This window comes from Dokdonia genika (genome assembly GCF_042652845.1).
Lineage (GTDB): Bacteria > Bacteroidota > Bacteroidia > Flavobacteriales > Flavobacteriaceae > Dokdonia > Dokdonia donghaensis.
The window spans coordinates 24,020-36,995 of record NZ_JBHSHB010000008.1 but is presented as its reverse complement, the minus strand read 5'-3'; the positions used below and the strand labels follow the sequence as shown (position 1 = coordinate 36,995).

Genomic DNA, 12,976 nt, shown 5'->3' with positions numbered 1-12,976 from the left:
TTATTCGCCAAAAATAATCTTTTCATCGTTGAAACACACAATCAAACCTCGTTTTTCTTTCTTGCCTTAAACCATCTTTCGGGGATATTTTGGTTACAAGCGTCTAGATAATCTTGGTACGTGCAAGGTAATAACGTGTGCCTTTTTAATTTATTATTCAAGCCCATAATAAATGGAATTTCAATCCACCATCGAGCTGTTTTTTCACTTTTATAAAATGTAAGCACCTCATCTTCAATAGGTACTTGGTAGGTAAGGAAATTACCTTTTTCTACATCCATATTTTCGCTTGCGCGAAAATTTACACCCTCTATAAAGTACCACATCATCTGTGCAACAAGCATTGCCGCTTTTTCTTCTTGAGCATCATTTTGATATTCAAAAATTCCAAAAGAACTTACACGGTCACTAATCCCTGCATATCTTGCAATGGTACATATCTCCTTTCCATCAAAACCATTAGGCATTTTATTATGCCTAGTACTCAACTCACTACTGCGTATAGCATTAAGATCTATAGCAACAAGATCTGCATCACGCATAACAGGCTCAGTAATATTTATAGCTGCCGAAACATTGCCCAGCCTATAGGAGTCAAAATACAACTTATCCATCAAATCTATTTCCTCTTGAGGATTAAAATAGGTCTGATACCCAATATTTGAGTAATTAAATAAATTATAAGGCTCTGTGACTATGATTTTACCTACGTAAGACTTGTTGCTTATGGGCTGACTGGCATCACCTAGATCAAAACGGCTATCTACATTAACGATATTAACCATTTGATCTAGCTTATCGTAAGAACGATAAATAGGATACACAAGATCTTGACTTCCTCCTATATAAATAGGTATGATTCCTTTTTTGAATAAAGACTCATTGAGTGTACGTATTGCAAAGTATGTATCATCTACAGACGCACCTGGATTTATGTCTCCAAGATCTGCAATAGTAGTGTGCCAGTTTCCAGGAAACAGTTCATAAAATGTTCGGCGCACTTCGGTAAAAGAGAGCCCGTCTGAAAGATTATTGGGGTCTCTTCTTTTTTCGCGTAAGCAGACTATAGCTATGCGCACCCCTTCTAATTCTGGCAGTCCTTCTTGCTCGCTGTGCAGCCTTATATTATTACCTAGTGACTGGTGATGCTGCAGCTGTATATGTGCAAGCGCAAGATCTGGAATAGGGAGGAGCACCTCAAATGCCATATATTATTTCTTTTTTGCTGTGGTTTTTTTCTTAGCCGGAGCTTTCTTTTTTGCTGGCGCCTTCTTTTTGGCAGCCTTCTTTTTTGGAGCTTTCTTCTCGATATAGTCTTTTATCTCATCAAGACTTAAGGCAGCTGCATCTATATCTTTACTAAGCTCTATTTTGAGCTTACCTTTTATAATATTAGAACGTCCCCAGCGTGCTTTTTCTACACGTATTCCTTCTTCTGGAAAATCTTGAAGCACTTTATCTATCTCCTTTTGCTTTTTAACTTCTATAAGCTCTACAATATCCTCATCAGAGAGGTTATCAAAATCGTACTTCTTGTTTACGTTTATAAACATTCCGTTCCATTTTATATACGGACCAAAACGCCCTGTACCTTTTTGAACCGGAAGATCCTCATACATATATATAGGAGCGTCTGCCTTTTGTTTTTCTTTGATGTACACTATAGCTTCATCTAGATCTACATCCATTGGGTCACGTCCTTTAGGCAGTGATACAAATGTTTTTCCAAACTTAACATATGGTCCAAAACGACCATTATTTACAGACACTTCCTCTTCTTCAAAAGTCCCTAAATCTTTAGGTAGTTTAAAGAGGTCCATTGCCTGCTCATACGTAAGGTTACTAAGCGTTTGATCTGGGCCTAGACTTGCAAATCGAGGTTTCTCATCATCCTCTACAGAACCTATCTGAACCATAGGACCAAATTTACCTAGACGCACACTCACAGGTTTACCTGTTTCTGGATCTTTACCTAGTATGCGCTCTCCTACTTCACGCTCTGCATTTTTTTCTACATCTTTTACGTGAGGATGAAAGTCTTTATAGAAATCCTTCATCATTTTAGTCCACTCCTGCTTTCCTTCTGCTATGTCGTCAAAATCTGCTTCAACCTTTGCAGTAAAGTTATAATCAAGAATGTTTTCAAAATGCTGTACCAAGAAGTCGTTTACGACCATCCCTACATCTGTAGGAACTAACTTTCCTTTATCTGACCCTACAGTTTCTGTAAGAGTTCTATCTTTTATCTCGTTGTTTTCAAGACTAAGCACATCATAAGATCGCTCCTTCCCTTCTACAGTACCTTTTTCTACATACTTACGATTTTGAATGGTCGTAATAGTAGGCGCATATGTAGATGGACGTCCTATACCCAGCTCTTCAAGCTTCTTTACTAGAGAAGCTTCTGTATAACGGTATGGTGGTCTTGTAAAACGCTCTGTAGCGGTAATGTATTTATTAAGTAATGTCTCTCCTGTTTTAAGATCAGGAAGTAAACCTGTTTCTTCTACATCTTCATCATCACTACCTTCTAGGTATACTTTTAAGAAACCTTCAAACTTTAAGATCTCCCCATTTGCTGTAAAATTATCTGTACCTGCACTAGAAGCTATTTGCACATTTGTGCGCTCTAGCTTTGCCTCGCTCATTTGTGAGGCAATCGCACGTTTCCAGATAAGTTCATATAGACGTATCTGGTCGCGATCCATATTTACAGAATGCTTTGAGAAATCTGTAGGACGTATCGCCTCGTGAGCTTCTTGTGCTCCCTTAGACTTGCCTTTATAATTACGTTCTTTATGAAACTCCTTACCATAAGCAGCTACAATCTCTGCCTCTGCTCCAGCCTTTGCATCTTTAGATAGATTTACACTATCTGTTCTCATATATGTAATATGCCCAGCTTCATAGAGTCGCTGTGCCATCGTCATCGTTTTACTTACAGAGAAGTACAGTTTTCTACTTGCTTCCTGTTGTAAGGTAGAGGTTGTAAATGGTGGTGCTGGTGATTTTTTTGCTGGCTTTTTAGTAAGCGCATCTACTTTAAAAGTAGCACTCAGATTTTTCTCAAGAAAAGCCTTCGCCTCTTTTTTGGTAGTTATATTTTTAGGAAGTTTTGCTTTAAAAGATTTTCCGTCTTGCGTAGTAAACTCAGCATCTACTCTATATGAAGCTTTAGGCTCAAAACCTAAAACTTCACGCTCACGCTCTACAATAAGTCTTACTGAAACAGATTGTACACGCCCCGCCGAAAGACCTCCTTTTACCTTTCTCCACAATACTGGAGAGAGCTCATACCCCACTAATCTATCAAGCACTCTACGTGCTTGTTGTGCATTTACAAGATCATAATCAATCTTACGAGGGTTCTCAATAGCTCTTAGTATAGCCGTCTTTGTAATCTCGTGAAAAACAATACGCTTTGTACGGTCTGGTGTTAACCCAAGCTCTTGTTCTAAGTGCCAGGCTATAGCCTCTCCCTCGCGATCCTCATCACTAGCGAGCCACACCATCTCTGCCTTACTTGCAAGAGACTTAAGGTTTCTCACCACCTTTTTCTTATCGTCTGAGACTTTATATTTTGGAGTAAAATCTCCATCTACATCAACACCTAACTCCTTAGAGGGAAGGTCTGCAATGTGTCCAAAACTACTCTCAACTTTATAGTCTGAGCCTAGAAATTTTTCTATCGTTTTAGCCTTTGCAGGTGACTCCACAATGACGAGATTCTTTGCCATACATTTTATTTTTTCAGATTACAAAAGTAGATGTTTTATTTATATCGCAATCCGCAAGGCCGTTATTTCTGTAATAAATGCATTTTTAAAGCCTTGTAAATTGTGGTTTAATGGGGCTTATTACGCTTTCGCGAAAGCGCACTCACACTACACACCTATCTGGGCAATGAGGTCTTCATCTTCGGTAAAGCCTACCACTTCTTTATACACCAGATAAGCCGGTAAATACACAATTGAAATCGTTGCATACACCCCTACAAAACAAGCCATCACCCCTACCACAAGGGCAAGAAAACCTATAAAAAGACAAGCCCCAAAGGTAATTCCCCACTTTTTTGCCCCAATAGCAAAAGCAGCTTTTAAAATATCGTTTACAGAGAGTTCTGGGTTAAAGGCAAATATGATAACGGCAAATTGCAACGGCACAAGCACAAAAAACAAGGGGAGAATAAAAAATAACATCGCTACCACGGCAATTCCTATTTGAGCCATAGACAAGATGAGCACCTTTTTTATATGCTGTTTTTTTATAAACATCCCAAAACCTACACCCAGCTCGCTGCGCTTGTTTCTATCTTTCATACGCACGATTCTGTAAAACGCAGCTTGCAATGCAAAGTTTACCACCGCCATTATAACGGTAATTATTAGGTATAAGAAAAACATTGTGATAATTGCCACGATGCCTACTTCCTCATCACTATAACTATTGATATCATTATAATCTATAAATGCGCCACCTAGACTAAAAGGCAACATAACAAGCATAGATATCCCGTAAGAAATGGCTACGGTTAGTATCTGCAAGAGTAACCCTTGCAAGAACACTTTTTGAAAGAGGTTGATAGATTCTCCAAAGAGATTACCAAAATCTACGTGTGGTGCATTTTTTATTTTGGTGAGTAAGTCTGTGTGGGTCATAAATAATACTGGTTTATACTTATAAAGATAAGCGCTCTAAAATAAGGGAATTTAAAATCGTCTGGCAAACTCAAAGGTTACGTACTGACTTCTTCCCTCTCTTTTGGTTTCTTTGGTTCTAAATTTATAGATCATACGGTAGGTGTTGCGATGCGATCGATAGACACCTCCTGCCTTAAAAGAAAAAACTACTGGCACTGCAGGTAAGGTAAAAGGAGAACTATCACCTAGTGGGTTTCCTTCTATAAGCGCGTTAAGCACTACATACTCAACTCCTACACCGCCTACACCATAAAACTCTGTTGTGTTTCCTACTCGGCCATATGCAGAAGAAGCGCTGACTTGCGCCCTATCACCTATGTATAAAAGCGCTTCTTGACGTGCATACATTCTTCTTGAACCTATAGCCACAGAAGATTGTAGCGCAGCGTTTTTAAACAGATTAGAATTAGGCAGCACATAGTCCTTTACATAACTTCCATAAAGATTAATGTGTGTACTATTTGCAATCTGGCCAGACCATACGGGCATAAATGCACCTATAAGGTTATGATAATTGAGCTGCAAGGTACGTGCTCCAGATTGCTCGCCGGCGAGTCCTATCTCAAGACCCACAGCATACAAGCTATTTTCCTGAGCTTTTGTGAGATTAAACCTTGCAAATAAATAGCCAGCATAAGGTCGCTCTAAGCTGTCAAAGTTTTCTACAAATAGCTCACGTGGTGTATAAGTCTCTTGACCTATTATGATATCATACTGTAACGGCGCCTCTAGCGTATTCTTAAAAATAAAATCCTCTTTTAACTTTCTACTATATCTCAAAAAGCTTCCCGCGGTATAATAACGGTCTATTGCAAAAAGAAAGTCATTATCGTGTTGTATAGAAAACTCTTGCGTATACAGTTGCTTAGAAGCAGGCTCGACACCTTGAGACCAAGCCTGATGCGTGAGTATACAAACTAAAATAGGGAGTAGCTTGAGTTGCAATTTTTAATTTTTGCTACAAATTACGAGAATTTATGTCAATTCTAAACGCCTGCCACTTTGTCACAATTCTTTATTAACTGTATCTTTGCATAATCCTTGACAACGTATTCAGGACGATTAAGCAGATGGAAAAAATAATAGACGAGCATAAACAAGGGGAAGCGCTTACACTAGAGCGAAAACTCGAGAACAGTAAAAAACTTTTTATTGAAAGTTACGGTTGCCAGATGAACTTTGCAGATAGTGAAGTGGTGGCTTCTATACTTGCAAATGAAGGATATAACACCACTCAAAATCTTGAGGAAGCAGACCTAGTGCTTGTAAACACGTGTTCTATACGTGAGAAGGCAGAGGTTACTGTAAGAAAGCGACTCGAAAAATACCAAGCCGTAAAGCGCAAACGAAACCCTACAATGAAGGTGGGCGTACTAGGCTGTATGGCAGAGCGTCTTAAAAGTAAATTTCTTGAAGAAGAAAAAATTGTAGATCTCGTTGTAGGTCCAGATGCCTATAAAGACATTCCTAATCTACTAAGTGAGGTAGAAGAAGGACGTGATGCTGTAAACGTTATCCTTTCTAAAGAAGAAACGTATGGTGATATCTCACCAGTGCGATTACAAACTAACGGAGTTACCGCTTTTGTATCTATCACACGTGGTTGTGATAATATGTGCACATTTTGTGTGGTCCCATTTACAAGAGGTCGTGAGCGTAGCCGTGACCCGCAATCTATACTAGAAGAAGTACAAGATCTAGCAAATAGAGGATTTAAAGAAATTACCCTACTAGGTCAAAACGTAGATTCTTACCTATGGTATGGCGGTGGCCTCAAAAAAGATTTTGACAAAGCCAGTGAGATGGCAAAGGCTACTGCGGTAAACTTTGCACAGCTTATGGATATGGTGGCTAGAGCACAGCCTAAAATGAGAATACGCTTCTCTACCTCAAACCCTCAAGATATGACGCTAGACGTTATAGAAGTGATGGCGAGCCATAAAAACATCTGTAACTACATACACCTACCTGTCCAATCTGGAAGTGACAGAATACTCAAGCTTATGAACCGCCAGCATACGGTAGCAGAGTATAAAACGCTTATAGATAATATAAAAAACCTTATCCCAGACATTGGGATAAGTCAAGATATGATAACAGGTTTCCCCACAGAGACCGAAGAAGATCATCAAGGCACACTAGATCTTATAGACTACGTAAAGTATGACTACGGTTTTATGTTTTACTATTCTGAACGCCCTGGAACCCTTGCTGAACGTAAAATGGAAGATGATATTCCGCTAGAAATTAAGAAAAGAAGATTGCAAGACGTCATAGACTTACAGCGTGAGATCTCAAGAAAAAATCTATTAAGATATCAAGATCAAACCATAGAGGTATTAATAGAAAAAGAGTCTAAAAAAAATAAAGACGAGTGGAGCGGCCGCAATGACCAAAATGTAGTTGCCGTTTTTCCTAAAGGTGATTATAAAGTAGGTGAATTTGTAAATGTAAAAGTAAATGAGTGCACTACTGGAACACTCATAGGAGAGGCTGTTGGGTATGCAGACTATTGGTATAACAATGTAGACTAATACATTTTAAAGGGCTTAATTACGCTTTCGCGAAAGCGTAAAAACAACCATCACAAGCGAGCGCTGTGACACGACAAACGAGTTAAGTAATTATGGAAGGAATACAAACCACAAAACAAAGATTTGGTATTATAGGAGATAATCCTGGGCTTAATCGTGCAATCGAAAAAGCAATACAAGTGGCGCCTACTGATATATCTGTACTTGTTACGGGAGAGTCTGGGGTAGGTAAAGAAAGTATCCCACGCATTATACACTCGCTTTCACATAGAAAACACAATAAGTACATCGCCGTAAACTGTGGAGCAATTCCAGAAGGAACGATAGATAGTGAACTTTTTGGCCACGAGAAGGGAGCTTTTACCGGAGCTACCTCCACTAGAAGTGGCTATTTTGAAGAGGCAGATGGTGGCACCATTTTTCTAGATGAAGTAGGAGAATTACCGCTGCCTACACAAGTGCGCCTTTTAAGAGTTTTAGAAAATGGAGAGTTCCTAAAAGTAGGGTCTTCAAAAACACAAAAAACAGATGTACGCATTGTCGCTGCAACAAACGTAGCGATGTTTGATGCCATAGAAGAAGGAAAATTTCGTGAGGATTTATATTACAGGTTAAGTACTGTAGATATTGCTTTACCACCATTAAGAGAGCGCAAAGGCGATATACACTTATTATTTAGAAAGTTTGCTTCAGACTTTGCGATGAAGTATAAGATGCCTACCATACGTCTAAGTGATGAGGCTATACAACTACTCGTGCAATATAGATGGAGTGGTAATATAAGACAACTACGCAACGTAGCTGAACAGATATCTGTACTTGAGACTAATCGCGAGGTAGACGCTACAACTATAAGAAACTATTTACCAGATACAGGGTCTAGACTTCCTGCGGTTATAAAATCACAAGAAAAGTCAGACTTTTCTAACGAGCGAGAGATTCTTTACAAAGTGCTTTTTGATATGAAAGCCGACTTAAATGATCTTAAAAAGCTCACGCTCGAGCTTATGAAAAATGGCAACACGCAAGATGTACGCCAGGAGAATGAAAGTCTTATAAACAAGATTTATAATGATGACCAAGACGACTCTTACGAGACGGTAGAAGAAGTGATGGATGTATTGCAGATACCTCAAAAATCACAACAAGCTCCTACCCCACCTCCTACAGAGCCAGTAATAGATCCATATCACTTTGCAGAGGAGATAGAAGAGGAAGAAACGTTATCGCTACACGACAAGGAGCTGGAACTTATAAAGAAGTCACTAGAGCGTCACAAAGGAAAACGCAAGGCTGCCGCACAAGAACTAGGTATAAGCGAGCGCACACTTTATAGAAAAATCAAACAGTTTGATCTATAATCTTAGGCTTGTACATTCAATTTTTAAACCGCATCTTCGTTATCTACATATGAATTCTATAAAAAGCACCTTACTTATTATCTTATTTGCACTTGGCTTCCAGAGTTGTGGTGTGTACTCGCTAAGTGGAGTTTCTATTGTAAATGAAGAAACTTTTGAAGTTCGCTTTTTTCAAAATGAAGCGGCCATTGTAGAACCCGGTATAGACCGCGAGTTTACAGAGCAACTTAGAGATATTATACAAAACCAGTCTCCCCTAGTATTAACAAATACTAATGCAGACGTTATTTATGAAGGTGAGATTGTAGAGTACTACATTGCGCCACAAGCCTCAACCTCAGAAAATACAGCTGCTCAAAACAGATTAACCATTACTATAAACGTGCGTTTTTATAACAACACGCAAACAGACGGCGAATATGACTTTGAGCGTAGGTTTTCTTTCTTTTCTGACTTTACCGGCACGGCACAACCCGTGGGTAGTGTACTAGACGCTGCTATAGACGAGATTTATGAACGTATAACTCAAGATGTTTTTAACGCATCACTTGCACGCTGGTAATGAATACAGAGCAATACACATACCTGCTTGAACATCCAGATAAAGTCACGGCAGAAGAAACTGCAACTTTACGTGATATCGTAGATGCATTTCCATTTTTTCAGAGTGCTCAAGCACTCTACCTCAAAGGATTAAAAAACCAAGAAAGCTTTGCTTATAACAAGGCCCTAAAGCGTACTGCTAGCCACACGTCTGACAGAGCTGTGCTTTTTGACTACATTACGTCAGAGCGTTTTTTACAAAATGATGTAAGCGCACAAATCAAAGAGCAAGAGACTGCCCTGCGCAATCTTATCATCACAGATATAGAAGACGTATCTACCATACTTGATAAAGAAGAACAAGCTAAAGCTTCTAAAATACTAGACCCAGATCTCTTTATAGAAAAAGTAGACTCTGAGATGACAAGAGCGAGAGCAGAAGAGACCCTGCAAGTAGGAAAACCATTACCGTTTACTAAGTCTGAGGCACACTCTTTTAGTGAGTGGTTACAGCTCTCAAGCTTCACTCCTATTGATCGTTCTCAAGATGAGACAGTTCAAACAAAAACCAACGACACTAAAAAAGTTATTGCAACATCTAAAAGTGAGGAAAACGAGGAGATTCAACCTGCTATAAAAGAAGAAGATAGTAGAGAAAGAAAGCGCAAAATTATAGATTCTTTTATAGAAACAAACCCAAAAATAAGTGCTATAAAACCTGCTCAGTCAGAAAAAAAGAAAATAATTAAAGAACTTCCATATTCTTCTGAGTCGTTGATGACAGAGACTTTAGCGCGTGTCTATGTAGAGCAAAAAAACTTTAAAAAAGCAAAACAAGCTTACCGCATTTTAAGTTTGAAATATCCAGAAAAAAGTGGTTTCTTTGCAGACCAAATTCGAGCAGTAGAACAACTCGAACAACAAAAAGATTAAAATATTATGAGTACTACGTTTTATATATTTTTAGCACTAATCGTTATTGTAGCATTTTTACTAGTAGTGGTTATTATGGTACAGAATCCTAAGGGTGGCGGACTTTCTTCTTCTTTTGGAGGTGGCGGTACACAGCAAATGGGTGGTGTGCAAAAAACTACAGACTTTCTAGACAAAGCAACGTGGGCTCTTGCAACCATATTACTTATCCTTATACTTGCTAGTAACCTAGCTATTTTTGATGGTTCTGTAACAGCAGAGTCACAGGTATTTGATGCAGATGCTGTAGAACAATCTACTCCTGCACCAGCACCGGTAAGTTTACCAGATACAGACGGGGGAGACCAATAAGTCTTTTATTAAAACATTATAAAAAGCCAGCTTTACAGCTGGCTTTTTTGTTTTATGCAATTTTGTCAGTGCTTAATCACTGGCATAATTTCTGCCACTTACGCTAGCGTAACTTACAGAGGTTACAACTAGAATCAAACTTTATAACTTAAATTAAATACCAATGGCAATTAAAATTCAACCATTAGCAGACCGCGTTGTAATAGAGCCTGTAGCAGCAGAAACTCAAACAGCATCTGGTTTATATATTCCAGATAGTGCACAAGAAAAACAACAAAGAGGTAAAGTAGTTGCTGTAGGATCTGGAACAAAAGATCATACGATGACGGTTAAAGTAGGTGACACTGTGATATACGGAAAGTATGCAGGTAGTGAACTAAAATTTGACGGAGCAGATTATATGATTATGAAAGAGGATGATATCCTTGCGATTGTATAATACCGCAACAAGCAATATGCTGTAAGCTTTAGGCAATGAGGGATTTTAGAAAGTATAATATATGGGAGTTAAGCCACAAACTTACTTTAGATATTTATACTATTTCTAAAGAATTTCCTCATAATGAAAGTTATGGCATTGTATCACAAATACGCAGAGCATCAGCTTCAATACCAACAAATATTGCTGAAGGGTGTGGTAGAGATAGCGATGCAGAATTCAACCCCTTTCTGACAATAGCAATGGGATCGGCAAGCGAAACAGAATATTTACTTATTTTATCAAAAGATCTTCAATATATAAATGATGAACATTTTGAAAATCTAAATTCAAAAGTGAACATTATTAAACAGAAGATTTATTCTTTAAAACAAAAATTAATATAACAGCTTAAAGCTTATTGCATACAGCATAAAGCTTTTCGCGAAAGCAAAAGAAAATGGCAAAAGACATTCAATTTAATATAGAAGCACGCGACGGATTAAAGCGTGGTGTAGATAAACTTGCAAACGCAGTAAAAGTTACTTTAGGACCTAAAGGTCGTAACGTGATTATTTCAAAATCTTTTGGAGCGCCACACGTAACAAAGGATGGTGTAACTGTAGCAAAAGAAATAGAACTAGAAGATGCTCTTGAAAATATGGGAGCACAGATGGTAAAAGAAGTTGCTTCAAAAACTAATGACCTTGCTGGTGACGGTACTACTACAGCAACAGTACTTGCACAAGCTATCGTAACAGAAGGACTTAAAAACGTAGCCGCTGGTGCAAACCCAATGGACCTTAAAAGAGGTATTGATAAGGCAGTAGAAGCTATTGTTGCAGATCTAGAAAAGCAAACTGCAAAAGTGGGCAACTCTTCAGACAAGATTAAGCAAGTAGCATCTATCTCTGCAAACAATGATGAAGTGATAGGAGAGCTTATCGCAGAAGCTTTTGGAAAAGTAGGTAAAGAAGGTGTTATCACTGTAGAAGAAGCAAAAGGAACAGAAACGTATGTAGATGTTGTAGAGGGTATGCAGTTTGATCGCGGTTTCCTTTCTCCATATTTTGTGACAAACAGTGAGAAAATGAGTGCAGAGCTAGATAGCCCGTACATCTTACTATTTGACAAGAAGATTTCAAATATGAAAGATTTACTTCCTGTGCTTGAGCCTGTGGCACAAACAGGAAAGCCACTTCTTATCATTGCAGAAGATGTAGATGGAGAAGCACTTGCTACTCTTGTAGTAAATAAACTACGTGGCGCTCTTAAAATTGCTGCTGTAAAAGCACCAGGTTTTGGAGATCGTCGTAAGGCTATGCTAGAAGATATTGCTATCCTTACTGGAGGTACTGTAATCTCAGAAGAAAGAGGCTTTACACTAGAAAACACAACGCTAGATATGCTAGGTACTGCAGAGACAGTAACTATAGATAAAGACAATACAACTGTTGTAAACGGATCTGGAGACTCAGATATGATTAAAGCTCGAGTAGGGCAAATCAAATCTCAAATAGAGACTACTACATCAGACTATGATAAAGAAAAGCTACAAGAGCGCCTTGCAAAACTTGCAGGTGGAGTTGCTGTACTTTATGTAGGTGCTGCCTCTGAGGTTGAGATGAAAGAGAAAAAAGACCGTGTAGATGACGCTTTACACGCAACTCGTGCCGCTGTAGAAGAAGGTATCGTTGCTGGTGGTGGTGTTGCTCTTGTGCGTGCAAAGAAGTCTCTTGACAAAATCAAAACAGAAAATGCAGACCAAGAGACTGGTGTGCAGATTGTAAACCGTGCGATTGAGTCTCCACTTAGAACGATTGTTTCTAATGCTGGTGGTGAAGGAGCTGTTGTGATTTCTAAAGTACTAGAAGGAAAGAAAGACTTTGGTTTTAACGCAAAAAATGGTGAGTACACAGATATGCTTAAAGCAGGAATTATCGATCCTAAGAAAGTAACACGTGTAGCACTAGAAAATGCTGCTTCTGTTTCTGGAATGATCCTTACTACAGAATGTGCACTTACAGATATTAAAGAAGATGCTCCAGCAGCAATGCCACCTATGGGAGGAGGCGGAATGCCAGGAATGATGTAATGGCGAATCGCCATAGATATTTATGAGCTACTCTCGGAGTG

General features: G+C 38.7%; 12 protein-coding genes. 8 read left to right on the top strand and 4 right to left on the bottom strand.

Translation table 11 applies throughout. The features are described 5' to 3' along the window. Window positions 1-41: 41 nt before the first annotated feature. From ACFO5T_RS04030 to ACFO5T_RS04015, 4 genes are all read right to left on the bottom strand, one after another. Window positions 42-1,208 (bottom strand): formimidoylglutamase, encoded by a 1,167-nt coding sequence (locus ACFO5T_RS04030; protein WP_375252833.1) that lies wholly within the window; start codon window positions 1,206-1,208, stop codon window positions 42-44. 3 nt (window positions 1,209-1,211) lie between these two features. Beyond that, entirely contained in the window at window positions 1,212-3,737 is a 2,526-nt protein-coding gene (gene topA, locus ACFO5T_RS04025) for a type I DNA topoisomerase (protein ID WP_380032266.1), read from the bottom strand. A gap of 147 nt (window positions 3,738-3,884) precedes the next feature. Next, window positions 3,885-4,658, bottom strand: a complete 774-nt coding sequence (locus ACFO5T_RS04020) for a hypothetical protein (RefSeq protein WP_380032264.1) — start codon at window positions 4,656-4,658, stop codon at window positions 3,885-3,887. Window positions 4,659-4,709: 51 nt separating this feature from the next. After that, window positions 4,710-5,645, bottom strand: a complete 936-nt coding sequence (locus tag ACFO5T_RS04015; RefSeq protein WP_380032262.1) for a lipid A-modifier LpxR family protein — start codon at window positions 5,643-5,645, stop codon at window positions 4,710-4,712. A 125-nt stretch (window positions 5,646-5,770) separates the two neighbouring features. Here ACFO5T_RS04015 and miaB point away from each other — a divergent pair, with 125 nt between their 5' ends. From miaB to groL, 8 genes are all read left to right on the top strand, one after another. Further along, complete coding sequence (miaB, locus tag ACFO5T_RS04010; RefSeq protein ID WP_380032260.1) at window positions 5,771-7,234, top strand: tRNA (N6-isopentenyl adenosine(37)-C2)-methylthiotransferase MiaB; 1,464 nt, start codon at window positions 5,771-5,773, stop codon at window positions 7,232-7,234. 92 nt (window positions 7,235-7,326) lie between these two features. Then, window positions 7,327-8,595, top strand: a complete 1,269-nt coding sequence (locus ACFO5T_RS04005; protein WP_298347595.1) for a sigma-54 interaction domain-containing protein — start codon at window positions 7,327-7,329, stop codon at window positions 8,593-8,595. 49 nt (window positions 8,596-8,644) lie between these two features. Beyond that, window positions 8,645-9,157, top strand: a complete 513-nt coding sequence (locus ACFO5T_RS04000) for an LptE family protein (protein WP_021778239.1) — start codon at window positions 8,645-8,647, stop codon at window positions 9,155-9,157. Beyond that, window positions 9,157-10,071 (top strand): hypothetical protein, encoded by a 915-nt coding sequence (locus ACFO5T_RS03995; RefSeq protein ID WP_380032257.1) that lies wholly within the window; start codon window positions 9,157-9,159, stop codon window positions 10,069-10,071. The genes ACFO5T_RS04000 and ACFO5T_RS03995 overlap by 1 nt, the downstream gene beginning before the upstream one ends. A gap of 6 nt (window positions 10,072-10,077) precedes the next feature. Continuing rightward, complete coding sequence (gene secG, locus ACFO5T_RS03990; RefSeq protein WP_380032255.1) at window positions 10,078-10,422, top strand: preprotein translocase subunit SecG; 345 nt, start codon at window positions 10,078-10,080, stop codon at window positions 10,420-10,422. 163 nt (window positions 10,423-10,585) lie between these two features. After that, on the top strand, window positions 10,586-10,861 hold the full coding sequence (locus ACFO5T_RS03985; RefSeq protein WP_021778236.1) for a co-chaperone GroES: 276 nt from the start codon (window positions 10,586-10,588) through the stop codon (window positions 10,859-10,861). A 35-nt stretch (window positions 10,862-10,896) separates the two neighbouring features. Continuing rightward, window positions 10,897-11,247 (top strand): four helix bundle protein, encoded by a 351-nt coding sequence (locus ACFO5T_RS03980; protein ID WP_380032253.1) that lies wholly within the window; start codon window positions 10,897-10,899, stop codon window positions 11,245-11,247. Window positions 11,248-11,300: 53 nt separating this feature from the next. After that, complete coding sequence (gene groL / locus ACFO5T_RS03975) at window positions 11,301-12,935, top strand: chaperonin GroEL (protein ID WP_021778235.1); 1,635 nt, start codon at window positions 11,301-11,303, stop codon at window positions 12,933-12,935. Window positions 12,936-12,976 lie beyond the last annotated feature (41 nt).